Annotated in this window: 25 protein-coding genes; 14 read left to right on the top strand and 11 right to left on the bottom strand. The window is 59.1% G+C overall.

All coding sequences use genetic code 11. From position 1 onward, the window contains the following. Positions 1 to 102 precede the first annotated feature (102 nt). Together HCK86_RS04870 and HCK86_RS04865 are read right to left on the bottom strand one after the other, a co-directional pair. Positions 103 to 1,275: an FAD-dependent monooxygenase gene (locus tag HCK86_RS04870; RefSeq protein ID WP_176083335.1), complete on the bottom strand. Its 1,173-nt coding sequence runs from the start codon at positions 1,273 to 1,275 to the stop codon at positions 103 to 105. Between the two features lie 39 nt (positions 1,276 to 1,314). Then, positions 1,315 to 1,560, bottom strand: a complete 246-nt coding sequence (locus tag HCK86_RS04865; protein WP_141149580.1) for a zinc-finger domain-containing protein — start codon at positions 1,558 to 1,560, stop codon at positions 1,315 to 1,317. Positions 1,561 to 1,703: 143 nt separating this feature from the next. Here HCK86_RS04865 and HCK86_RS04860 point away from each other — a divergent pair, with 143 nt between their 5' ends. The 4 genes from HCK86_RS04860 (at position 1,704) to HCK86_RS04845 (ending at position 5,035) form a co-directional block, all read left to right on the top strand. Continuing rightward, positions 1,704 to 2,486, top strand: coding sequence for an alpha/beta hydrolase (locus HCK86_RS04860; protein WP_176083334.1), 783 nt, complete (start codon positions 1,704 to 1,706; stop codon positions 2,484 to 2,486). 106 nt (positions 2,487 to 2,592) lie between these two features. Further along, positions 2,593 to 3,420, top strand: coding sequence for a serine O-acetyltransferase (cysE, locus tag HCK86_RS04855; protein WP_246739470.1), 828 nt, complete (start codon positions 2,593 to 2,595; stop codon positions 3,418 to 3,420). A 204-nt stretch (positions 3,421 to 3,624) separates the two neighbouring features. Then, the gene (locus HCK86_RS04850; RefSeq protein ID WP_141149578.1) at positions 3,625 to 3,834 is read left to right on the top strand and encodes a DUF3126 family protein; all 210 of its coding nucleotides are present in this window, start codon (positions 3,625 to 3,627) and stop codon (positions 3,832 to 3,834) included. 379 nt (positions 3,835 to 4,213) lie between these two features. Then, entirely contained in the window at positions 4,214 to 5,035 is an 822-nt protein-coding gene (locus HCK86_RS04845) for a sulfite exporter TauE/SafE family protein (protein ID WP_176083332.1), read from the top strand. A gap of 45 nt (positions 5,036 to 5,080) precedes the next feature. Here the strand turns inward: HCK86_RS04845 and HCK86_RS04840 are convergent, their stop codons facing one another. The 3 genes from HCK86_RS04840 to HCK86_RS04830 form a co-directional block, all read right to left on the bottom strand. After that, on the bottom strand, positions 5,081 to 5,704 hold the full coding sequence (locus tag HCK86_RS04840; RefSeq protein WP_176083331.1) for a hypothetical protein: 624 nt from the start codon (positions 5,702 to 5,704) through the stop codon (positions 5,081 to 5,083). 368 nt (positions 5,705 to 6,072) lie between these two features. Further along, complete coding sequence (locus tag HCK86_RS04835; protein WP_176083330.1) at positions 6,073 to 6,774, bottom strand: TIGR02281 family clan AA aspartic protease; 702 nt, start codon at positions 6,772 to 6,774, stop codon at positions 6,073 to 6,075. 44 nt (positions 6,775 to 6,818) lie between these two features. Next, a complete protein-coding gene (locus HCK86_RS04830; protein ID WP_176083329.1) occupies positions 6,819 to 7,598 on the bottom strand; it encodes an adenosylcobinamide-GDP ribazoletransferase in 780 nt (259 codons plus the stop codon). Positions 7,599 to 7,723: 125 nt separating this feature from the next. Here HCK86_RS04830 and cobT point away from each other — a divergent pair, with 125 nt between their 5' ends. Continuing rightward, complete coding sequence (gene cobT, locus HCK86_RS04825) at positions 7,724 to 8,740, top strand: nicotinate-nucleotide--dimethylbenzimidazole phosphoribosyltransferase (RefSeq protein ID WP_176083328.1); 1,017 nt, start codon at positions 7,724 to 7,726, stop codon at positions 8,738 to 8,740. A gap of 47 nt (positions 8,741 to 8,787) precedes the next feature. Next, entirely contained in the window at positions 8,788 to 9,156 is a 369-nt protein-coding gene (locus HCK86_RS04820; RefSeq protein ID WP_246739451.1) for a diacylglycerol kinase, read from the top strand. 9 nt (positions 9,157 to 9,165) lie between these two features. Here the strand turns inward: HCK86_RS04820 and HCK86_RS04815 are convergent, their stop codons facing one another. Further along, positions 9,166 to 10,893, bottom strand: a complete 1,728-nt coding sequence (locus tag HCK86_RS04815; RefSeq protein WP_176083326.1) for a HAMP domain-containing sensor histidine kinase — start codon at positions 10,891 to 10,893, stop codon at positions 9,166 to 9,168. Between the two features lie 106 nt (positions 10,894 to 10,999). On the opposite strand from HCK86_RS04815, the gene HCK86_RS04810 reads away from it, so the two are divergent. The 3 genes from HCK86_RS04810 to HCK86_RS04800 all read left to right on the top strand — a co-directional run bounded on the left by HCK86_RS04810 (position 11,000) and on the right by HCK86_RS04800 (position 13,036). Then, positions 11,000 to 11,629 carry a uracil-DNA glycosylase family protein gene (locus HCK86_RS04810; protein WP_176083325.1) on the top strand — a complete coding sequence of 210 codons (630 nt, stop codon included), beginning with the start codon at positions 11,000 to 11,002 and terminating at the stop codon, positions 11,627 to 11,629. Between the two features lie 66 nt (positions 11,630 to 11,695). Continuing rightward, a complete protein-coding gene (locus HCK86_RS04805; protein ID WP_176083324.1) occupies positions 11,696 to 12,184 on the top strand; it encodes an Lrp/AsnC family transcriptional regulator in 489 nt (162 codons plus the stop codon). A 177-nt stretch (positions 12,185 to 12,361) separates the two neighbouring features. After that, entirely contained in the window at positions 12,362 to 13,036 is a 675-nt protein-coding gene (locus HCK86_RS04800) for an outer membrane protein (RefSeq protein WP_176083323.1), read from the top strand. A gap of 455 nt (positions 13,037 to 13,491) precedes the next feature. Here HCK86_RS04800 and HCK86_RS04795 read toward each other — a convergent pair whose 3' ends face one another. Continuing rightward, on the bottom strand, positions 13,492 to 14,013 hold the full coding sequence (locus HCK86_RS04795; protein WP_176083322.1) for a hypothetical protein: 522 nt from the start codon (positions 14,011 to 14,013) through the stop codon (positions 13,492 to 13,494). A gap of 289 nt (positions 14,014 to 14,302) precedes the next feature. Here HCK86_RS04795 and thrS point away from each other — a divergent pair, with 289 nt between their 5' ends. After that, a complete protein-coding gene (gene thrS, locus HCK86_RS04790; RefSeq protein ID WP_176083321.1) occupies positions 14,303 to 16,282 on the top strand; it encodes a threonine--tRNA ligase in 1,980 nt (659 codons plus the stop codon). Between the two features lie 75 nt (positions 16,283 to 16,357). Here the strand turns inward: thrS and HCK86_RS04785 are convergent, their stop codons facing one another. Next, on the bottom strand, positions 16,358 to 17,293 hold the full coding sequence (locus tag HCK86_RS04785; RefSeq protein ID WP_176083320.1) for a hypothetical protein: 936 nt from the start codon (positions 17,291 to 17,293) through the stop codon (positions 16,358 to 16,360). 108 nt (positions 17,294 to 17,401) lie between these two features. Between HCK86_RS04785 and HCK86_RS04780 the strand changes: the two genes are divergently transcribed. Then, positions 17,402 to 17,986 (top strand): nitroreductase, encoded by a 585-nt coding sequence (locus HCK86_RS04780; protein ID WP_176083319.1) that lies wholly within the window; start codon positions 17,402 to 17,404, stop codon positions 17,984 to 17,986. Between the two features lie 3 nt (positions 17,987 to 17,989). Then, positions 17,990 to 18,601: a flavin reductase family protein gene (locus tag HCK86_RS04775; protein ID WP_176083318.1), complete on the top strand. Its 612-nt coding sequence runs from the start codon at positions 17,990 to 17,992 to the stop codon at positions 18,599 to 18,601. A 6-nt stretch (positions 18,602 to 18,607) separates the two neighbouring features. Here the strand turns inward: HCK86_RS04775 and HCK86_RS04770 are convergent, their stop codons facing one another. Beyond that, a complete protein-coding gene (locus HCK86_RS04770) occupies positions 18,608 to 19,300 on the bottom strand; it encodes a hypothetical protein (protein ID WP_176083317.1) in 693 nt (230 codons plus the stop codon). Between the two features lie 240 nt (positions 19,301 to 19,540). Here HCK86_RS04770 and HCK86_RS04765 point away from each other — a divergent pair, with 240 nt between their 5' ends. Then, the gene (locus HCK86_RS04765) at positions 19,541 to 21,274 is read left to right on the top strand and encodes an ABC transporter ATP-binding protein (protein ID WP_176083316.1); all 1,734 of its coding nucleotides are present in this window, start codon (positions 19,541 to 19,543) and stop codon (positions 21,272 to 21,274) included. Positions 21,275 to 21,695: 421 nt separating this feature from the next. On the opposite strand, the gene HCK86_RS04760 is transcribed toward HCK86_RS04765, so the two are convergent. Together HCK86_RS04760 and HCK86_RS04755 are read right to left on the bottom strand one after the other, a co-directional pair. Beyond that, positions 21,696 to 22,160, bottom strand: a complete 465-nt coding sequence (locus HCK86_RS04760) for a hypothetical protein (RefSeq protein ID WP_176083315.1) — start codon at positions 22,158 to 22,160, stop codon at positions 21,696 to 21,698. An 89-nt stretch (positions 22,161 to 22,249) separates the two neighbouring features. Continuing rightward, positions 22,250 to 22,837 carry an NAD(P)H-dependent oxidoreductase gene (locus HCK86_RS04755; protein ID WP_210259812.1) on the bottom strand — a complete coding sequence of 196 codons (588 nt, stop codon included), beginning with the start codon at positions 22,835 to 22,837 and terminating at the stop codon, positions 22,250 to 22,252. 166 nt (positions 22,838 to 23,003) lie between these two features. On the opposite strand from HCK86_RS04755, the gene HCK86_RS04750 reads away from it, so the two are divergent. Then, positions 23,004 to 23,378 (top strand): helix-turn-helix domain-containing protein, encoded by a 375-nt coding sequence (locus HCK86_RS04750; protein WP_176083314.1) that lies wholly within the window; start codon positions 23,004 to 23,006, stop codon positions 23,376 to 23,378. Positions 23,379 to 23,391 lie beyond the last annotated feature (13 nt).

Genomic DNA, 23,391 nt, shown 5'->3' with positions numbered 1-23,391 from the left:
TCCTTGGTCGTATGCCAGGCCGCCCGGGCGGGCAGCCAGTGAGGGGATTGTGCCATCGCGCCCGCGTCGCAGAATGACGGGGCGTTTTCACTTTGTGTCGTTTTATTGCAGTTTCTCAAGTCCGTGAGCGTGGTAGCTGTAGATCCAGTCCATATCTGCGGCCAGTGAGGCCGGTGAGCGGAAGGCCAGCACCAGATCGCGGCCAAGACGCACCGGGCCGCTGGCATGATAGGCGAACTTGTTGAACTGGCCGCGCTTTTTCAGCTTGGCAAGCCGTGGACGCCGATGGGCGACAAAGGCTGCAAAAGCCTCGGCCGCGGGCAATTCCGCGAGGAATGTTGCGAGTTCGACGGCATCCTCGATCGCCATGGCTGCTCCCTGCGCCGAAAACGGCATCATCGCATGGGCCGCATCGCCGATGACGATCATGTCCTTGCTATTGTGCCAGCTGCCTTCCCCCACCTCGTAAAGCGGCCAGAAGGTCGGTGTGGCATGGGCAAAGAGTTGCTTCAGCTGCGGATTCCAGCCCGAAAAATGCCTTTCCAGCGCACTTTTCCACGAACTGTCGACTTCCGTGTGCCACGCTTCGCCAGCGCTCGCGCCGGCGGCGATGGCAACCAGATTGAAGCCGCCGACATCACGCAAGGGGTAGGCGATCAGATGTGCCTGGGTTCCCATATAGGCGGTGACCGCTTCACGATCGAGGAAAGACGGGGCATCTTCCGAGGAGAGCACGAAGCGCCAGGCGATATTGCCGGAAAAGCGTGCTTCCGGCGCGCCCTCCACCTGCCGGCGGGAATGTGACCAGACACCATCACAGCAAATGACGACATCGGGCGTTTTTTCGCAGATGGCAGAGACGGCGGCGTGGGACGCCCTGTCAATGCGGGCCCCAAGTTTCAGCATGCAAAGCGGATTGCTCTGCACCGCGCTTTTCAGTTCCGATTGCAGCGTTGCCCGGTGCAGGACCCCGTAGGGCGCACCCCAGCGCTCGCGTGCATTGTTGACCGGAACATAAGCGACCTGGCGCAGACTGGCGCCGGACGCAAGTGCTACCCGGCTTGGCTCACGCCATTGTGCGGTCAGCGGCGCCAGTACGTCCAGTGCATCGAGACAGCGCGCCGCATTGGGCGAGATCTGCAGACCGGCCCCGACTTCGACAAGCACTTCGGCCTGTTCGAAAATCTCAGACGATATCCCCTGACGCGCAAGCGCAAGCGCCGCCGTGAGACCTGCAATCCCGGCGCCGATGATGGCGGCATGTTGAACTGGCATTTCCTGTTATCCTCCCTTGCCCCCGGAGGAACGCCTTTGTCAGGCGGCCTCAATCTCGTAGGCGCAGCCGGGCGGATTGGTTTCCTTGCCGTGAAGCGCCGGTGAGTAACGGTAGAGCGTCGAGCAATAGGAACAGACGGCTTCACTCTCGTCGCCCATATCGATGAAGATATGCGGATGGTCGAAAGGTGCTGACGCACCGACGCACATGAATTCCTTGACACCGATCTCGATGACACGATGACCTTCGTCGTTTTTGAAATGGGCAATCGGATGGCCTGCCATTATCGTCTCCCGTTCCTTGAGCTTTCGGCGCGGACACTATAACTCTTCGAAACAAATGTGTAGTACCCCCGCGCCATCGATGCCAACGCTTTTGATCCGTTGGTCACCGGTTTGTTGCCCTGCGGGAAAAATCGGATCTGGATATGAACCTCAATCTTCCTGAATTCTCCTTCTTTGAACATGATGGTCTGCAATTGGCCTATTTTGACGAGGGGCCGCGCGATGCAACGCCTGTCCTTCTGATTCACGGATTCGCCTCCACAGCTGCCGTCAACTGGGTTCATCCGGGCTGGCTGAGAACGCTCGGCGAGGCGGGGTACCGCGTCATCGCGCTCGACAACCGCGGACATGGGCAGAGCGACAAGCCGCATGATTCGGAATACTATTTTCCGGCGCTGATGGCGGGCGATGCCGCCGCCCTTCTTGATCATCTGGAGATCGGGGCGGCGCATGTGATGGGGTATTCCATGGGCGCGCGCAATTCAGCCTTTCTGGCGCTCGATCATCCGGATCGCGTGCGCTCGCTGGTCTTTGGCGGGCTTGGAATCGGTCTTTGCGATGGCGTGGGCGACTGGGACCCGATCGCCGATGCGCTGCGTGCGCCGTCACTCGACGATGTCAGCGACGAGCGCGGGCGGATGTTCCGGACCTTCGCCGAACAGACCCGCAGCGACCGGATCGCGCTTGCCGCCTGTATCGAGACGTCGCGGCAGAGCGTGCCGCGCAGCGACATTGCCAAAATCACCCAGCCGACCCTCATTGCCGTTGGCACAAAGGATGATCTGGCCGGTTCGCCGCAGACGCTTGCCGCCCAGATGCAGCATGCCATGGCGCTCGACATCCCCAATCGCGATCACATGCTGGCCGTCGGCGACAAGGTGTTCAAGTCAGCCGTGCTCGACTTTCTGAAGTCTGCCGAAGACTGAAGCGGTGGCCGCTGCGTGAGAAAGTCACCACGGCGTCATTGGTATTCGCGCCATCATGGCCTATATTCGCCCGAAATTCTTTTTCGAGGACAGGAAGGAGGCCATGATGGCCGCAAGCCCTGAAAAGAACTCTGATGACCGCAATCTGCAGAGCCTTGATCCGATCTGGGCCAGCCTGAAGGCGGAAGCGCAGCAGGCGCTGGAGCGAGACCCGATCCTGGCGGCCTTTCTCTATTCGACCATTCTGAACCATCGCTCGCTCGAGGATTGCGTGATCTACCGGATCTGCGAACGTCTCGATCATCCCGACGTTCAGGCCATTCTGCTGCGCCAGACCTTTGACGAGATGCGCGCGGACTGGCCGGAATGGGGCGAGATCCTGCGGGTCGATATCCAGGCCGTCTATGATCGCGATCCGGCCTGCACACGCTTCATGGAGCCGGTTCTCTATTTCAAGGGCTTCCATGCCATTCAGACCCACCGTCTGGCGCACTGGCTGTGGAACAATGGCCGCAAGGATTTCGCGCTCTATCTGCAAAGCCGGTCCTCCAGCGTGTTCCAGTGTGACATCAATCCCGCTGCGAAGATGGGCAAGGGGATCTTCCTCGATCACGCCACGGGCGTTGTTGTCGGCATGACGGCGGTGATCGGCGATGATGTCTCGATCCTGCAGGGCGTGACGCTTGGCGGAACCGGCAAGGAAACCGGCGACCGCCATCCCAAGATTGGCCACAGCGTGCTGATCGGGGCAGGGGCCAAGGTGCTTGGCAATATCGAGGTTGGCGATTGCTCGCGCATTGCAGCCGGTTCAGTGGTGCTGAAGCCGGTGCCGCGCTGCTCGACCGTGGCAGGGGTGCCCGCGCGGGTGGTCGGCACGGCGGGCTGTGCCGATCCGGCACGCTCGATGGATCAGCTTCTGGCGTCAGACGACTGAGGCTCCGTTCGTGCGGGCGGATGCTCCAATGCGGTTTTCGTCTGGGTATTGATGCAGCGGGCGCTGTGAAATCAGACTTCGATTTCTGGCCCGGCGCATCGCGTGGAAAGTGGGTGTAAGCGAAACTTTCCGCAGCAAGGGTTTACACATGTGCAGGGCCCGTGTCACAAGCGCGGCCGCGTCCAAGGAAAACGGAGTTTTGTGGTGAAGGCAGACGAAATCAAGCAGCTCGACGCCTATTTCAAGCGTATGTTCGGCCCCCAGTTTTCGGTGAAGGCTCGTCCGCGAAAGGACGATTCCTGCGAGGCCTTCCGCGGAGATGAATTCATCGGCGTCATCTATCTCGATGACGAGGATGGCGACCGGTCCTATAATTTTTCGATGGCGATCCTCGACGTCGATCTGGAAGGCTGATCAGGCCTTTCAGGCGCGCTCGGATCTGACAAAGGACCGCCCCGGAGAGCCGGGGCGGTCCTTTTTGCATGGTGCCCCTTGCAAAAAAAAACCGGCCCGCAAAGGGGCCGGCAACATCAAATTCAGGGATAAAATAGAACTAGGTCATTCGAATAGTTTGTCGAAATTGACGCATTACTGAAACATGGCCTTGCTGAAACAGTCATTTTGAGCCAATCCGAACATTGCTGGCTGACGCCGTTTGATTGCCGCAGCCGCCGATCGCTTGCCCGTGTCATCAGATAGTGTATGAAGATCACGATTTGATGACGTGATAGCTTCAAATTGCGTCAATTGACTGTTTCAACCGTATGTTACTTGTATTTACCGGGGTTTTTCGATGCCACCTGTTTCCGATATTATCGAGTTAGTTGTGCTTTTGCTGGTTGCAGGTGGCGTAGCCGGTCTGCTCGCTGGCCTCTTTGGCATTGGCGGCGGCGCCGTTCTCGTGCCGGTATTCTATCAGGCCTTCGCGATGGCGGGTGTTGATGAGAGCGTGCGCATGCAGCTCTGCGTCGGTACCTCGCTCGCCATCATTATTCCGACCTCGCTGCGCTCGTTTCAGGCGCATTACAAGCGCGGTTCCGTGGATATGTCGCTGTTGAGACGTTGGGTGATTGCGGTGCCCGTCGGGGCGCTGATGTCGACGCTGGTGCTGGCCTACGCGCCGCCTGCCGTCGTCAAATCGGCCTTTGCGGTGATCACGCTGCTGATCGCGGCAAAGATGCTGTTTCGCCGTCTGGCAGAACTCAAGCTCGGTGAAGACCTTCCCAGGCCGCCGGCACTTTATGGCTTCGGCTGGGCGATCGGCATGCTGTCGGGCCTGATCGGCATTGGTGGCGGTACGCTCAACAACACCTTCATGACCTTCTATAACCGGCCGATGCTGCAGGCGGTTGCGACCTCTTCCGGTGTGGGTGTTCTGATTGCCGTGCCAAGCTTCTTCGGCAATGTTTATGGCGGCTGGGGGCGTGAGGGCCTGCCGATCTTCTCCACCGGTTTCGTCAACTGGATCGCGGTGATCCTGATCATCCCGATCACCATGTATGTCGCACCGATCGGGGCGAAGCTGGCCCACAGGCTATCCAAGCGCCAGCTGGAAATCAGCTTTGGCATCTTCCTGCTGATCATTTCGGCCCGCTTCTTCATCACGCTGATCTGACATTTCCGGCCGGTGCGCTGTCCGCGCGCCGGCCAGGTCCGCATGTCAGCCCGCCGGGGCGGGCTGTTCTTCTATGAGCACCCAGTCCATCAACACGAACTCGGCTTCTTGCGGAATGGGCGGCGGTCCAGGCGGCGGCGGCGCTTCTGCGGGATGTGGCGGTTCCATCGGAACCAGATCCGGCTCGTTGGCGGCGAACACATAGCCATTGGCAATGTCGATCATGTTGTCACGGAGCTCTGATCCATCTTCCTGGATGACTTCTTTATAGTGTCTCTGCGGCAGAAGGGTCTGAACATACGGCTGGAAAGACGCTGCTATTGATTTGGTCATCGGACGGTAATGGCCGCAGCGATTTGTCCAGCTGGAGAGCTGGCCGTTCGCGAACAGCACTTCACCGGCAAAAAGGATGTCTTCGCCCTTGGTGATGGAGGTGTGACCGGCAATTTCAAGCCCGGCCTCCGCCTCCCGTCGTGAATCAGGCGTGTTGAGACGTCCGATCAGGACATCGTTCGGGGCCGTGGACTTGATCACGAAGATATAGGCGCCTTCAGCCTGGCGCGTTATCGTCCTGTCTTCTTCCTGGTAATCCAGCAGATATTGCGTCCCATCCTTGCGCAGCTGTGCGATTTGTTCGGGCTTGGCTTCTGCCTGCAGGCTCATGGGCATGCAGTTTTTCGCGCTTGCAATCGTGCGGGCCTGGAGATCGATAAGCCCGCTCAGCGATAATAGGTTGGGCCTGTGACTGTCATTGCCACGGGATGGCTCAGGGCAGCTGATCGAATGTCTTCGGGCTGGTCCGGTCTGTTGCGCCGGTGTCTGCGAGGGCTCGGGTGTCCTGTGGCAATGTGTGGAGACGGACTGTGATCTCATAATGATACCCTTCAAAGAATAACGGTTTTCTTTTTGGGATTTCAATTTACACGTTTGTCAGAATTTAAGAAATATTTTTTGATTTAAAAGATTATTTCAGGTTTTCTATTGTAATTTGATATAATCAATACGTTGATTTTAGGTTTTGTTCGGTGCAGCGACGCTCAATCGGTGAGGTAAAGCTGATCGGCGCGCATGTTGACCGATGAGAGTGTCGACAGAAAGCTCATGCCGAGCAGGCTCTGTGACAGCTTGCCTTTGGCGACGACCATGGCCGGGACATTGCTGCGGCTGATCGGGCCGATACCGATCTGATCGAGTGTGACGGGTGCTGCAAGGGCGGAGCCGTTGGCTGTCTGCACCATCATCGAGAAATTGAGCGTATCGGTGTCGAGGCCGATGCGCCGGGCGTCGGCGTCCGTGAGGGTCACCCGGCTGGCGCCGGTATCGACAAGCATGTCGAGTGGATGATCATTGACGGTAACGCGGGCGGCGAAATGGCCGTCCTGCTGTTTGCCGAGCACGACTTCGTCGCGGCCATCGGCACTGGTGGTTACGATGGCGCGGCCAGGCAGAAAGGCGCTCATCAGCCGGTCGCCGGCATTGCTGAAATCATTGCGGAAAACATAGGCGGCGGCAATCACGACAAGAATGACAGCCCAGATCAGAAGGTTGCGGATCATCGGGCCGATCTTTCGGCCTGAATGCAGAAAACCTGATGCAAACATGGTCAGCAGCGATACAAGGATCACTGTCCGGGCGAAGGCTTCGTTGTCGATGCCGAATGTCGTGCCGCCGCTTCCAACAGTCATCAGTGCCACCATGCCGGCGACAACGATTGCGATCAGAACCCAGAACAGACGCATGCAGTTTTCCTTCCGGCAGCTTTCGGTCTTCTAGATATTGGCCTTCAGGCGAAAAGCGCAAGGCCGGCAAGCAGCGCGATCTCGGCGATCTGCTGGCTGGCGCCGATGGTGTCGCCGGTATGGCCATCGATCTGATGATGACAGCGCAGCGTGAAGCAAAAGACGCCAAGCAGGGCGATGGCGATACCACCGAGCGCTCCCGGCATGGCACCGGCAAAGGCGCAGGTCAGGAGAAAGACTGCAAGGCCGATCAGCAGGCTGGCAACCATCGTGGCAAAGCCCGGCCGGCCCAGGCTTGCTGCGGCACCATTGCGCCGCGCTGCATGAAGGATATGCCAGTGGCAGACCATGGCCGACCGCGAAAGCGCTGCGGTCGCCAGCAGCAGAAGCGCCGCCGCAAGTGCCGAGACGCTTGCCGCAAGACTGGCCAGCGCCGTGGCGCGAAGGGCAACCGAGAGCACAAGCGCCAGCGTGGCGAAGGTGCCGTTGGCGCTGTCCTTCATGATGGCGAGCGTCTTGTCACGCTCCCGCCGGATCATCAGTCCGTCGGCGCTGTCTGCCAGGCCGTCCTCGTGCAGGGCGCCGGTGACGAGGATCGAAAGGCCGATCGCAGCGAAGCCTGCAAGATAGGGATTCGCCCCGAGCGGCAGGATGATGATCAGAAGAAGCGCTGCCGGCAGTGTTGCGATGATGCCTGAAAGTGGGAAGGCCCAGGCGGCTCTCGCGCCCGCTGGCTTGTCAGGGAAGATGCCGGACGGGAGCGGCAGGCGGGTCAGGAAGGCGGTTGCCTCGGCCAGATCTGAGATCAGACGATGTAATTTCATTCTGCGGGGACCCGATTCTCATTGATCGCGGTGTTGTCGCTGGCGTTATTGCCGATTAAGAAGCAGGCATAAAGTGATTTTCGGTGCGCCGCCACGGGCTGCACCATTGCAGCATTCAAGGACAGATGCCCATGACTGGCCAGCCTTTCGACGATTTTCGCGATCTCATTGAGAACCTGCCGGGTGCCGATACGCCCGCGCTGTCGGCGGCGCGCAAGCGCAATGCCCAGCTGACCAAACCCGAGGGCTCGCTCGGCCGTCTTGAAGAGATCGCCATGTGGCTTGCCGCCTGGTCGGGGCGGACCCCGGCGGTCAACCGGCCCATGGTTGCCGTCTTCGCCGGTAATCACGGTGTCGCCGCTCAAGGGGTTTCGCCCTATCCGGCGACGGTGACGAAGCAGATGGTCGACAATTTTGCCGCTGGCGGCGCCGCGATCAACCAGATCTGTGCCACCGTTGATCTGAGCCTGAAGATATTCGATCTGGCGCTCGACTATCCGACCGGTGATATCACCAAAGAGGCCGCCCTTTCCGAGCGCGATTGCGCCGCCACCATGGCCTATGGCATGGAAGCGGTAGCGGGCGGTGTTGATCTGCTCTGCCTTGGTGAGATGGGCATTGCCAATACGACGATTGCCGCAGCCGTCTCGATGGGGCTCTTTGGCGGCAAGGCGGAAGACTGGGTTGGTCCGGGGACCGGCGCTGAAGGCGAGGTGCTGGCGCGCAAGATCCGCGCTGTCGATGAGGCTGTGACGCTTCACAAGGATCACCTCGACGATCCGCTGGAAGTGCTGCGTCGTCTTGGCGGTCGCGAGCTTGCAGCCATGGCGGGCGCCATTCTGGCGGCACGGATGCAGAAAGTGCCGGTTCTGCTGGATGGCTTCGTTGTCACCGCCGCCGCCGCCGTATTGAAGGCCGCCAATCCGCACGCGCTCGATCACTGCCTCATCGGTCATGTCTCCGGCGAGCCTGGTCATCTGCGTCTGATCCAGAAGCTCGGCAAGACGCCGCTTCTGGCGCTCGGCATGCGGCTGGGCGAGGGCACGGGCGCGGCACTGGCCGCTTCTTTGGTCAAGTCAGCGGCTGCCTGTCACACTGGTATGGCAACATTTGCCGAAGCAGGGGTTTCGAACCGCGACTGATGGCCGCACAATCCCTGTCAGCCAAAGCCTTTGACAGGGAGATGCGTATGGCCGGAGGTCCGGTGGCAAAGGAAAAGGGTTTTCGCCATCTCCTGGCGGCAACCCGCTATTCACTGGCGGGCGCGGCCCGGCTCCTGGATGAGGAGGCGTTCCGGCACGAACTGCTCGCCTTCATCGCCGGCCTCATCCTGTTTCTGCTGGTCGGTGCGCAGCTGATGCAGTTTCTGGTCTTTACCGTGCTGATGCTGGTTCTGTTTGCCGTCGAGGCTCTCAATACGGCGATCGAGGAGCTGGTGGACAGGGTTTCACCGGAACATTCGCTGTCCGGCAAGCATGCCAAGGATCTGGGATCCTTTGCGACCTTCTGTCTGCTCGTGGCCAATGGGCTCTACGCGGCCTATGTGGTGTTTTTCTGAGCTGCCCGCTCAGGCCGCGTGGGTTTCGCGGTGGTTCTCCAAGGCGTTAATGATGCCTTCCTCAAGCAGGAGGTCGAGGCCCGTGTCATCTGCCGTTCCGGCAGGTTCGGCGATCTCGGCGGGCTGGCGGGTGGCAAGGCGGGCAAGGGCGGCGTTGAGACGCGCCTTGGCACCTCTGGTGTCGGCATTGGCCGATGCCTCCAGCGCGATGCTGGACGGATCGAAAGGCATATGCAATTCGGATGACAGCGGCACGTCCAGGGTCTGCGTCGCAGCCGCTGACATGGCCAGTTTCAGATGCGCAACGCGTTCCATGGGCAGTTCCAGCACGGCTTCGGTGCCTGCACCGGGGGCTGAGTTCAGCGTGATCGATGCCTGATGGGCTTCAGCAAGCTCGCGGACGATCGACAGGCCGAGACCAAAGCCCTGTGTGCTGGCGGCCACCTTGCCGCGCACGAAGGGTTCGGTGACGCGGGCCAGTTCATCCTCGCTCATGCCGTCGCCCTGATCCTTGACCGAGAGAAACTGGCCGCCATTCTTGCTCCAGCCTGCACGGATGAGGATTTCGCTGCCCTTCGGCGAGAATTTGATGGCGTTGGAAAGCAGGTTCAGCAGGATCTGGCGCAATGCGCGCTCATCGGCATTGACCGGTACGAGCCCCTCTTCGACCTCGGCCCGAATGGAAATGGAACGCTGCGAAGCCTCGATCGCGGCGATCGTCATGGCGATATCGATGATGCCGGAAAGGCGGATGTTGCGTTCTTCAAGCCTGTAGTTGCCAGCCTCAAGCCGGGACATGTCGAGAACGCCATCGATCATCGAGAGAAGATGACGGCCGGACTTGTGGATATCGCTGACATATTCGCGATAGACCGGGTTGCCGACCGGACCCATCACCCCATCCTTCATGATTTCGGAAAACCCGATAATGGCGTTGAGCGGGGTTCTCAGATCATGTGACATGGCGGCCAGAAAAGCGGCCTTGGTGCGGCTCGCCTGCTCGGCATTGGCAAGCGCTTCGGCATTGGCCGTGCGGCTTGTCGCGAGATCCCGCGCCAGTGCTTCGGCTTCGATTCGGCTCTGATCGAGATCGCTGTCGGCCTGATCGAGAATGCCATTGAAATAGGCCATGAACAGCATGACGACGGCGGTGATAACGGCGGTCAGCATGTCAGCCGGCAGCCGCGCGGCGAAGGCGACAAAGGCAAAGGCCAAGACGGCCGGCAGGAAGGTGTGAAACGCTGCCAGCTTCAGCCCCTTGGCCGAGATGGTCAGAACCACAAGCGCAATCAGCAGAACCGTGGCCTTGAGGAAGGGAAAGGTGAGGGGGCCGCATGTCGGGCAGTCAAACCAGGCAAGGAGAGCCCAGGCGCTGCCGGCGAGCCACAGGGCGCCGATGATGCGCGCGTGCCAGACCGTCGCCTGTTCGCCTTTGGCAAGCGCGTCTTTGGCATTGCGCAGCAGGATGAAGGCCGTAAGGCCAAGTGCAAGAGCAAGCCCCGCCCAGAGCGTGATGGAAAGCTCGTGCCCGAGATAGAGGGCTACGCCTGCCAGTGTGGCAATCAGGGTGAGGGCTACGGGGCTCTGGCCAAGAATGCGGCCAACGGCGGCGGCCGTCTTGCCAATATCGGGCGATCTGGCAAAGGGCCTCGATGTTTCGACCGCAGACATGATATCGCCATCATCGATCTGTGCTGTAAGCGCTGCAGGCGCGCGTGATTTGACGTGTTTGAGCATGGTCGACCCCATCATTGCCGATGGTGAGGATAGGAGCGATTTGTTAAGAAAAACTTCACGTAAAGAATTCGTTAGTGCTGTTTCTTAAGGATGGGCGCGGGAAAAGATGACGGCAGAACCGATCAGCCAGCTTTCACAACGGATTGCCGCCTGCAGGATTTGTCGGGATCAGCCATCTTACGGGATGGACAAGGCCTTGCCGCACGAGCCTCGGCCGGTCTGTATTCTCTCGGCAAACGCGAAAATCCTGATCGCCGGGCAGGCGCCCGGGCTGCGCGTGCATGAAACGGGCCTGCCTTTCAATGACGCCTCGGGTGACAGGCTCAGGGACTGGCTCGGCATCGGCCGCGACCTCTTCTATGACCCTGATCGCTTTGCCATCGTGCCGATGGGCTTCTGTTTTCCGGGCTATGACGCCAAGGGTCACGACCTGCCGCCCCGGCGGGAATGTGCGCCGGTCTGGCGCGCCGAGGCCATGGCTGCCATGCCGCAGCTGAAGCTGCTGCTGACCATCGGCCATTATGCGATGAAATGGCATATGGGCGCGATATGCCGCAAGACGATGACAGATACGGTGGCAGCCTGGCGCGACGGCTTCATGGTGAATTCCGAGCCGCGGATCTTGCCATTGCCACATCCCAGCTGGCGCAATTCGGGCTGGCTGAAGCGGAATCCCTGGTTTGAGGCCGAGGTTCTGCCGGTGCTGCGGCAGGCTGTGCGAGACCTCGCCATTTGATAAGAAATTCCTTCCAGTTGCATGAAAATCTGCTATATGCAGAAAAATATTTTACGGAGGACAGAAATGGATCGTCTGGATAGGAAAATTTTGCGCCTTCTTCAGGAGGATACCACGCTGGCGGTTGCGGATATCGGCAAGAAAGTCGGTCTGTCGACGACGCCGTGCTGGCGGCGCATTCAGAAGATGGAAGAAGAAGGCGTGATCAAGCGCCGTGTCGCACTGCTCGATCCTGAAAAGATCAATGCCAATGTGACCGTTTTCGTGTCCATCCGCACCAACAGCCACTCGGTTGAATGGCTGAAGCGCTTTGCAGAGGTTATTTCCGGCTTTCCGGAAGTGCTGGAATTCTACCGCATGAGCGGCGACGTTGATTATCTGCTGCGCGTCGTGGTGCCCGATATTGCGGCCTATGACGCATTCTACAAGCGGCTGATCGCCAAGATCGAGATCCGCGATGTTTCCTCGTCATTCGCCATGGAACAGATCAAGTTCTCGACCGAATTGCCGCTCGACTACATGGTTCTGGAACCCAGCAAGGGATCTGGCGAATAGGCCGAACAGTGGCGGTGTCTTCTTCTGGCTTGCCTATTACCGTTTAGCGGGTAATCATGATGAAATGTGCGCCGGCGCATTCATGTGCTGCGCGCATTTTGTTTTATGATGATTGTTAAGTTCCGGTTCCGGCGGTTAAAATGCTGTGCCTGATCGGTGTAAATGGGGAATGCACTCTTGAAGACGTCACTTACTATTGCCCTTGCCTGCGCAGGCTTGGCGATGCCGGCCTTTGCTGCCGATATCGTTGCCGCGCCTTCTGACGACAGCGCTGCCATTGCGGCACCTGCCACCATGGACTGGACCGGCTTTTATCTCGGTGCCGGCGGTGGCTATTCCTGGCTCAATGCCAAATCGACTTTTTCGGGCGGCGGTTCGGTTTCCGATGATTTCAATGGTGGCATGGCCTCGGCCTTTGCCGGATATGACTATCAGTTCGACAACAGCCTGGTGGTTGGCATCGAAGGCGATGTGACCCGGCAATGGAATGAGAAGAGCTATGCCGTTCCCTATGTCGGAACCGAGAAGATTGGCGCTGAATGGGGTGGCTCGCTGCGCGGACGTCTTGGCTATGCGCTTGGCAATGCACTGCTCTATTCAACCGGCGGACTTGCTGTCCAGAGCGTCCATGATCAGATCGGCACGGATGACGGCACATCGACCGTTTACGGCTATACCTTTGGCGCCGGTGTGGACTATGCCTTCACCAGCAAGCTTTTTGGCCGTGTTGAATATCGCTATACGGGCTTTCCGACGGCGGCGATCAGCGGCGGGCTTCTTTCCGGCTATGGCAAGGCCGATCTCGATGTGCACACCAACACGCTGACAGCGTCGATCGGTCTGCATTTCTGAGCTGCAGCTGCGTCGCGACGGGCTGTCCGCGTGATAGCCGGCAGAATGTGATCCGTGCCGGTCTCGCTCTGAAGTTCGAGATCATTGCGGGGTATGCCGGGCGCACGGGACGTGCATTGGCGCGGTCGTTTCAATCCCCGGCCTCAAAGCGAAAACGCCATCGGTTTCCCGATGGCGTCCAGACTTTTGATAAAGCTTTCAAACCCCGCTGGCGTCATATCTGTGCCTGACACAGATATCCAGCAGCCGTGCGTCTGCGCGGCGAAAGACCCTTTTGGTCCAATGCCATGAAGTGTCTGGATCGCCGTGACAAGCAAGGGGGATGATGACGGAGGGGGCGGCTGTTCGGCCCGAAACAGGCAATATGAACGACTTTGTCATCAGACTGAACGCCATCGGTTTCCCGATGGCGCCGATGATGTGCCATGCCTTCTGGGCCGCTTGGCGGCATCCGCTTATTGGATTGGCGGATTGCCTTTCTGGAAAAGCGCGCAGAAATGGATGTTCGAGTTCCCGTTATAGGCAACCTCGAAATACTTGCCCTGACAGCCGGTCAGGCTTGACGTAAGGTCGTCAATATACGTGCCTTCTCGCCCGTCGCCATATTGCATGCAATAGTGGATATGAGCCTGGGCGTCCCAGCCGAACTGTTCCCAGCCCTTTCCGAACGTGCCCGAACAGGACGCGTCCGTGCCCGCCACGCCGCGAATATTCACGATGACGTATTTGCGCGGATTGGTGTTGAGCTTCGGTTCGAACGGATCTGACGCGACAAGATCGGCCTTGGTCTGGTCCTCCCAGCAAAACACGATATTCGACTTTCCGTCATATGCGAATTTTTGTTGTCCTTTCGGGCATTCGGTTGCCAGGTAGGTATTGAGACCCGTGACGTATTTCTCCCCGTCGTCAATGGCCGCTGCAACCGATGGCAGAATAAGCGCGCAGATGAAGAGCGCGATGATCTGGTGAAATTTCATTGCTTTCGTTCTCCCGTTTGAAAGCCCATGTGATGAATGAAAAGATTTGGTAACACTCCCCCTAGGTAGATATACCGAACTAAATACAATCTATGATGGTCTTGGTGTCAAGGGCTTTCACGTTGTCCCGTTTCTGATTTCAGGATCGCGCCGTTCCAGGTCATCGCCGTTCGGCACTGCTGCTTTACGCAGAGTATTTTTTCCAATAAGAAGCAGCCTCAATGAAATGACTGCGCCAAGCGGTCTTCACCACCCGCATTCGTTGGCGGGACTGGCTTAGGAGAAGACAATGACCGAACAGATTTCCCTTGTTTTTCCAGATGGTTCCAAGCGTGACTACGCCGTCGGCACGACCGGCCGCGATGTTGCGGAATCGATTTCCAAGTCGCTGGCCAAGAAGGCCGTAGCGATTGCCCTTGACGGTGAATTGCGTGATCTTGCCGATCCCGTCACCAACGGCCATGTTGAGATCGTCACCCGCACCGATGATCGCGCGCTGGAGCTGATCCGGCATGATGCAGCCCATGTCATGGCTGAAGCGGTACAGGAGTTGTGGCCCGGCACCCAGGTGACGATCGGTCCGGTCATCGAAAACGGCTTCTATTACGATTTCGCCCGTGAAGTTCCCTTCACGCCGGAAGATCTGCCGCGCATCGAAAAGAAGATGAAGGAGATCATTGCCCGCAATGCGCCCTTCACCAAGGATGTCTGGTCGCGCGACAAGGCCAAGCAGGTCTTTGCCGACAAGGGCGAGGCCTACAAGGTCGAGCTTGTCGATGCCATTCCGGAAGATCAGGACGTCAAGATCTATCATCAGGGCGACTGGTTCGACCTTTGCCGTGGACCGCACATGACCTCGACGGGCCAGATCGGTACCGCGTTCAAGCTGATGAAGGTGGCTGGTGCCTATTGGCGCGGCGACAGCAATAATCCGATGCTGACCCGCATCTATGGCACGGCCTGGGCCGACCAGAAGCAGCTCGATGCCTATCTGACCTTCCTTGAGGAAGCCGAGAAGCGCGACCATCGCCGTCTCGGCCGCGAGATGGATCTGTTCCATTTCCAGGAAGAAGGTCCGGGCGTCGTGTTCTGGCACTCGAAGGGCTGGCGAATGTTCCAGTCGCTGACCGCCTATATGCGTCGCCGGCTTGCTGGCGATTATGAGGAGGTCAATGCGCCGCAGGTGCTCGACACGTCCTTGTGGAAGACGTCCGGCCACTGGGAGTGGTACCGTGAAAACATGTTCGCGGTCGCCTGTGCCGATGAGGAAGCGGAAGACAAGCGTGTCTTCGCGCTGAAGCCGATGAACTGCCCCGGCCACGTTCAGCTGTTCAAGCATGGTCTGAAGTCTTATCGCGAACTGCCCATCCGTTATGCGGAATTTGGTGTTGTCCATCGCTATGAGCCGTCGGGCGCCATGCATGGGCTGATGCGCGTGCGCGGCTTCACCCAGGATGATGCCCACATCTTCTGCACCGAGGAGCAGCTGGCCGAGGAATGCCTGAAGATCAACGATCTGATCCTCTCGGTCTACAAGGATTTCGGTTTCGAGGAAGTCGTGGTCAAGCTGTCGACCCGTCCGGAAAAGCGTGTCGGCTCCGATGATCTGTGGGATCACGCCGAAGAGATCATGACCGGCGTTCTGAAGACGATCGAAGAGCAGTCGGGCGGCCGCATCAAGACCGGCATCCTGCCGGGCGAGGGCGCGTTTTACGGTCCGAAATTCGAATATACGCTGAAGGATGCGATCGGCCGCGAATGGCAGTGCGGCACGACCCAGGTCGATTTCAACCTGCCGGAACGTTTCGGTGCCTTCTACATCGATTCGAGCTCGGAAAAGCGCCAGCCAGTCATGGTTCACCGCGCCATCTGCGGTTCGCTGGAACGTTTCCTCGGGATCCTGATCGAGAACCATGCCGGCCATATGCCGCTGTGGTTCGCGCCGATGCAGGTCGTGGTCGCGACGATCACGTCGGAGGCTGATGATTACGGCCGCAAGGTCGCCGAACGTCTGCGCGCTGCCGGTCTTTCCGTTGCAACCGATTTCCGCAACGAGAAGATCAACTACAAGGTCCGCGAACATTCGGTGGCCAAGGTCCCGGTGATCCTGGTTTGCGGCATGCGCGAAGCGGAAGAAGAGACGGTGAATATCCGCCGGATCGGCTCGCGCGATCAGGCATCGATGACGCTTGCCGATGCGCTGGCCATGCTGGTCGAGGAAGCAACGCCGCCCGATCAGGTCCGGCTGAAGGCATTGCTGGCGTCCTGATCGCGGTCGCCGTGAATGTCAAACGCCGCCCCGGTTACCGGGGCGGCGTTTTGTGTCTGCCCTGCCTGTTTCGCGTCAATCGACGGTTTCACCGGACAGGTCGTCATTGTTGATATCCGCCTTGTCGTCGGTCGTCAGCAATTCGACGATGGCATTCTGACCCGATGAGACGGTGAAATTCTTCTCGAAAACGTCCTGCTTGTTGCGTGCGACGGCGGTATAGCTGCCCTCGGCAAGCACCAGCGAGGGATAGGCGCTGTTGCTTTCCGTCAAGACGTCACCCGACGCGCCGAGCACCGTCCAGGCGGTGTCGGCCAGTGCTTCGCCATTATGGGTGGTTGCAAGCCGCAGGCTGACTTCGGCGGCCTGTTGCTTCAGTGTCGCCTCGGTCAGTTTGCCGGCATCGACATGCAGCTTGGCGCTCGTCTGGGCGTTGAGATCGCCATAATTGGACACGACCTCGTAATCACCTTCCGGCAGTCGGATGATGGTTTCGGGCTTGATCGCGTCGATGATCAGGTTCCGTTTGCCGTTGCTGTTCTGATAGATCTTGAACGACAGCAGGCTGGCCTTGGCTGGCACTGCCTCACCGAGAACAGCATTCAGCACCAGGCCACCGGCATTGAGAACAAGGGTTTGCGTGTCCTTCATGCCGCCGTCGGGGATGACGACCTTGCGGGTGACGGTGGCGTGGCCAAAGGCACAATTGATGTAATATTCACCAGGCGGAATGGACAGCGTCGCCGAGCCGCCGTCTGCGGTCGCAACCAGATCGAGTTTGCCGTTTCTGGCGGCGGTCCGGAAGATCCGCCATGTGATGCCGGTCGTGATCGGCGCGCCGTCATCCGTCAGCCGCGCCTCGAGCTTCAGCGGTTCGGCGCTGACGCCCGGCTGGCTGGAAAACGGGTTCTTGGCTAAGGCCGGGCCTGCAACTGCCAGCGACAGCACGATGAATGAAAGCGCGATGGCGGCCGCACCAAGGGTCTGAATATGTCGAATAAGCCGCTGCATCCTGTCCGCCGGTTGACTCTGTTCCTGTGGAAGTCCACTTGAAAAGCAAGTTCAAGGCCTTTTCAAGAAGTTCTCGTCCGTTTTGCCTAATCCCGTGAGGTATTCCCCTTGTCCGATCGAAATGAAGCCGTCATTGCCTTTCTCGCCGCCCGTCGTTCAACGCCTGTCCTGCAGCTGGCCGCCCCGGGGCCGTCGCGTGAGGAGCTTGATACGATTTTGAAGCTCGCCGCACGCGTCCCCGATCACGGCAAGCTTGCCCCCTGGCGGTTTGTCGTTTTTGCCGGTGCGGCCCGCGAAGAGGTCGGCAATGGGCTTTCAGCACTCGTTCAGGCTGAAGATCCTGCGGCCAGCGAGGAAAGACTGGCGCTGGAGCGCAGCCGCTTCACCCGTGCGCCACTTGTCGTTGGTGTTATCAGCCGCGCGGCGGTTCATCCGAAAATTCCGGTCTGGGAGCAGGTCATGTCCGCCGGTGCCACCTGCTACAACATGGTTCTGGCTGCCAATGCGCTTGGCTATGGCGCAACCTGGCTCAGCGAATGGTATGCCTTTGATGAGCGTGCTTTCCCGCTTCTGGGGGTGGAAGCGGAGGAAAAGGTCGCGGGCTTCATTCATATCGGTACCCGCACCGAGCCGCCGTTCGAGCGCGTTCGTCCCGATATGGACGCAATCGTGACCTGGCGCGGGGAGGTCTAGGCCTTGTTCTATCAGACTGACACGAATGATCATGGCCTGCCGCATGATCCCTTCAAGGCCATTGTCTCGCCGCGCCCGATCGCCTGGGTCGGCACGCGCGATCTTCAGGGGCGGGCCAATCTCGGGCCCTATTCCTTTTTCAATGCCGTGGCTGATCAGCCCAAGCTGGTGATGTTTTCCTCAAGCGGCATGAAGCACTCCCATGACAATATCGCTGCGACAGGCGTCTTCACGCTGAGCCTTGTCGGCCGTGATCTTGCTGAAGCCATGAACATGACCTCGGCGCCGCTGAAAACCGGCATGAGCGAATTCGACTTCGCCGGGCTGACGGCTGTGGACGGGCGGCTGGTCGACGCACCCTTTGTCGGCGAAGCCTATGCGGCGCTTGAATGCAGGCTGACGGAGATCATCACGCCGAAAACGCTCGATGATCAGCCGACGCCGAACCGGATCATCTTCGGGCAGGTGGTCGCCATCCACATCCGTGAAGAGGGCCTGACGGATGGCCTGCTTGATATGGCCAAAGTGCGTCCGCTGGCACGGATGGGCTATCTCGATTACTGCGATGGCGGCGAAACCTTTCAGATGCGCCGGCCAACGGTTACGGGAGACTGATTGCTTTCAAGGGGCGGCAAAGGCCGCCTTGATGGCGCCGATATGGGCGCTGCTTTCGGCGAGCTTGCCGGAAAATCCGGTATTGGCGGCGAAGCGGCAGGCATCGTCAAAGGCTTCGGCGATGCCGTTGTCGCGGGTAAAGTCAATCGCCGGTATCCCGAGCGTGCGGGCGGCCATCATGGTGGCGACAGCGCCGTGGCGGCCGATTTCGCCCGGCGCGGGCAGGTCGGAACAGAGATTGGCGGCATCATAGCCGAGTGCGATCACCCGGCCGGGGCGGCGGACGAAATGACCGGCATTGAGAAGGCCTGCGCCATTGTCGCCGATCATCGCGATCAGGGCGATGGCACCTTCGCTGCGATCAGCGCGCGCCTCGGCGAGCCGGAGCAGTGTTTCGGCCATCTGGATCTGTGCGACATTTTCAACGCCGCGCAGGATGATCCCGTCGGGACCGGCTCCTGCCGCTTCGGAAAATTGTGCAATATTGTAGGCCCGCGAGATCGGCTCGCAGATCAGGAAAACGGGAAGATTTGAGAAACGCTCCCGCGCCGCTCGGACAAGGGCCGGCAGGGTATCGGCATTGTCTTCTGCCATGGCGGGAATGCAGATGCAGTCTGGCAGTGCGTCGATGGCGAGTGCTGTGGCTGTGCCGTTCGTCAGCCTGCTCTTGAGCCAGACTTTCATGCCTCGGATGTCCATGCCGATGCTCCAATCCCGCTTTGCTGCCGGTGCGACTGAGAATGCCTGAATGTAAGCACGGTTCAACCGCGCGCGCCGACTTTCCACTGCTATATGACAGTTTTGCGGCACCGAGCGTCCGAAATTGCCTTTTCGGCATGTTTGGGCTAGAGAGCTGCTGCGGAGCCGGTCAAGACATGAGAGGCGACGACGTTTCACCGTCGTTCGTCACCCCTTATTGCGTTCCTGGATATTTCCCTGATGCTTCGCCGCTTCTTTTCCTATTATCGTCCCTATCGGGCCCTGTTCATTCTTGATTTCGGCAGCGCCATCCTTTCCGGGCTGCTGGAGCTCGGCTTTCCGATCGCGATCCAGATCTTCATCGACCGGCTTTTGCCCTCGCGCGACTGGGGCCTGGTCGTCATCGCCGCCTGCGTGCTGCTGGCAATCTACATCTTCAATACCGGCCTGATGGCGGTGGTGACCTATTTCGGTCATCGCCTTGGCATCAATATTGAAACCGATATGCGGCGCGCTGCCTTTGCCCATGTGCAGAAGATGTCGTTCCGCTTTTTTGACAACAACAAGACCGGGCATCTGGTTGGCCGCCTGACCAAGGATCTCGAAGATATTGGCGAGATCGCCCATCATGGGCCGGAAGATGCTTTTCTGGCGGTGATGACCTTTACCGGCGCCTTTGCGCTGATGGCGCTGACCAACTGGCAGCTGGCGCTGATGACGGCTCTGGTCGGGCCGGTGATCGGCTGGATCATTACCCATTACGGCATGCGCATGACCCGCAATTCCTCGGAAATTTTCCAGCGGGTGCGCGGGTTCAATACGCGGATCGAGGAAAATGTCGGCGGCATGCGTGTGGTTCAGGCCTTTGGCAATGAGAACCACGAAGAGCAGCTGTTTGATCGCGACAATCGCAATTATCGCTTCACCAAGCTGAAAGGCTACTGGTTCATGTCGGCGGGCATGTCGCTCTCTTATATGGGGACACGTCTGGTGCAGATGATGGTGATGGTTGCTGGTGCATGGTTCGTGATCACGGGGCAGCTGTCGGAAGGCGGTTTTGTCTCCTTCATGCTGCTGGTCAATGTGTTCATGCGGCCGATCGACAAGATCAATGCCATGCTTGAGCTCTATCCGAAGGGTGTCGCAGGCTTCAGAAGTTTCACCGAACTCATTGATATGGAACCAGATATCGCCGATGCCCCGGATGCCGTTGCTGTCGCAGGGCTTGAAGGCGCCATCCGGTATGACCGGGTCGGGTTTTCCTATTCGGTCGATGGAAGGTCGGCGCTCGTCGATGTCAATCTCGATATCAGCCCCGGGGAGACTGTTGCCTTTGTCGGCCCGTCAGGTGCTGGCAAGACGACGATCTGCTCGCTTCTGCCCCGTTTCTATGAGGCCACGGACGGCGTCATCAGCATTGATGGAACCGATATCCGCGCCATGACGCTCGCTTCACTCAGAGCCTCGATTGGCATTGTCCAGCAGGATGTTTTCCTGTTCGGCGGCACTGTGCGGGAGAATATCGCCTATGGCCGGCTTGGTGCCAGCGATGCCGAGATCATGGAGGCCGCGCGGATGGCGCGCCTCGATATGGTGATTGCCGCCATGCCGGATGGTCTCGATACGGTGATTGGCGAGCGTGGCGTGAAGCTTTCCGGCGGTCAGAAGCAGCGTCTCTCGATTGCGCGGATCTTTCTCAAGAACCCGCCAATCCTGATTCTCGATGAGGCGACGTCAGCGCTGGACAGCGAGACAGAGCAGGCGATCCAGCGCTCGCTGGAGGCCCTGTCAGAGGGCCGCACCACTTTGGTGATTGCCCATCGACTGGCCACGATCCGCAATGCCGATCGCATTGTCGTTGTCGATGCCGGGCGGATCATCGAAAGCGGCAGCCATGATGTCCTGATCGCTGCCGGCGGCGCCTATCAGCGCCTGCATCAGGCACAGTTCGGCGCGCCGGGCGCCGATATCTGACACAGCAAGTCGCGGACGTTTACAGGTCATCTGGCTTTCGACGCCAGCGGACGCGGCAAGGTCGCGCCTGCAGGTCACTTCGTGTTCAGCCATAACGGACCTGATCATGCACACCGGCCGGTCTTGCATCGCCGGTCGTTGCGTCATCGCCATTCTGCAAATCGGGAACCAGAAACCAGCAATCCGGCGGGGTGGGCGATATCGCACCTCGTTCGAAACAAAACCCATTTATTACTTTTCTATAGTTCAGTTAAATATAATTGAATATATATAAACACATGGATATCACATTATACCTAAATGAAATCTTGTATAAACATAGATGATACAGATGGAAAGCAGAAATATGAACGGAATTAACTACACAAACATGTTTGACACCCAACGTCAGAGGGACGCGAGAAACAATGATGATCGTCCGTCAGGTGCAGGTGTTGACCGCCAGCAGCCGAGATTTCCGCACGCACAGACCGGATATGCGGCGAATGCACGGGATGCGGGCGGAGAGCGTTTGACGAGCCTGTACGCATCGGCTTTGCCGGGCCACTCGGTGGCGGCGGGTCGGGATGAGTCCGCGACAGGGCAGGCTGCAGCCGCACGGCACAATGCAGCTGGCAACGGAAATGCTGTCCACCCCACGACAACCGCTGGCGCCGGGGCCGCGGCCGATGCGGGGCAAGTTCAGGGCGTGGCCATGGCGCAGCAGCCCGAACCTGGCCAGGGCCCGCACTGGTTCGATGAGAACAATAATCACCTTCTGGAGGATGACCGAAATGCCTGACTTCCGCTCCGGAGCAACCTCCGGTCTGCGCGAAGCGAGGATCGGCAGGATAACGCCGACGAGACAACCGGACAGAGCTATGACCTGATCGTGTCCGAGCTCCATGGCCGAGTTTCAACGGCTCCTGAAGGAAGAAAAGGCGGGCAGCCGGCTTTTGACCGGTGACCCGCCTTCTTTTGGCGATGATGCGTGGCTCAGGCGGCCTGGGATGCCTTCTTTTCGTCTTCGCGCATGGCGGCCAGGGCCGGGGCCCACTTTGCCAGCTCGTCGAGCATGGCCTTGGCACCCTGTTCGGTCAGTTCATTCGGGGTGAATTCACCCTGATCATTGATGAACTGCGGGAAGAACGGGATCGGAACGCCCTGCGGAATGGCGTGGATGTTGAGAGCATTCAGCTGCAGGCGCAGCGGCATGGCAGCGCGCAGGCCAGCCGAAACAAAAGCGTAGCTCATGATGCCGGCAGGCTTGTAGGCCCATTCCTTCACCAGAGCCTGAAGCGCATTCAGAAGCGAAGCCGGGGGGAAGCTGTCATATTCCGGCGTCAGGAACACATAGGCATCAGCCGAAGCGACGCTGGCGCTCCATTTCTTGGTGTGCTCATGCTCATACTGCTGCATGACCGGGTGGTTGGCTTCGTCGAGCAGCGGCAGCTTGAAGGCGGCCAGATCAACCAGTTCAACTTCGAAATCGCTGTTTTCGCGGGCGAATTTCTCAAACCACTTGCCAATGGTGGGGCCAACGCGACCAGGTCGCGTGCTTCCGATGATAATGTTCAGTTTCAAAATCTTACTCCTTGGATCGTGTTCCGGCGCTGGGAGGCGGCACCGAGGACAGGCCCTGAGGCTGGGAGGTCCTTGGGGCGCATGGGGTGGTCAAAAAAAGTGACCTGGTGTAAGTAGGCGTAGTATGAATTATGCGCAAGAACGCAAAATTGAAGGACCAGGTCATATGGATTTGACTGTCCCCAGAACCACGCGCCTGACCGGCGCCTGCGGGCGAGTCGCTCCGGTGCTGCAGCGGGTCGGTGACAAATGGACCGTGCTCGTCATTGTGTCGCTCGATCATAACGGACCGATGCGTTTCAATGCTTTGAAGCGCAGTGTCGATGGGATCTCGCAGCAGATGCTGACGCGGGTGCTGAAGGCACTGGAGCGGGATGGCATGGTCAGCCGCACGACCTTTCCGACCTCCCCACCACAGGTGGAATATGAGCTGACCGAGCTTGGCCGTTCTCTCAGCATTCCCGTTCTGGCGCTCGGCGACTGGGTGCTCGATCATCTGAATGAAATCGATGCGGCGCGTCAGCGCTACGATCAGCGCTGAGTAACGGCGCAGG

It is taken from the genome of Martelella sp. HB161492 (assembly GCF_013184775.1).
GTDB lineage: Bacteria > Pseudomonadota > Alphaproteobacteria > Rhizobiales > Rhizobiaceae > Martelella.
Note: the sequence above shows the minus strand (reverse complement) of the source record. Positions and strands in the feature narration are given on the sequence as shown.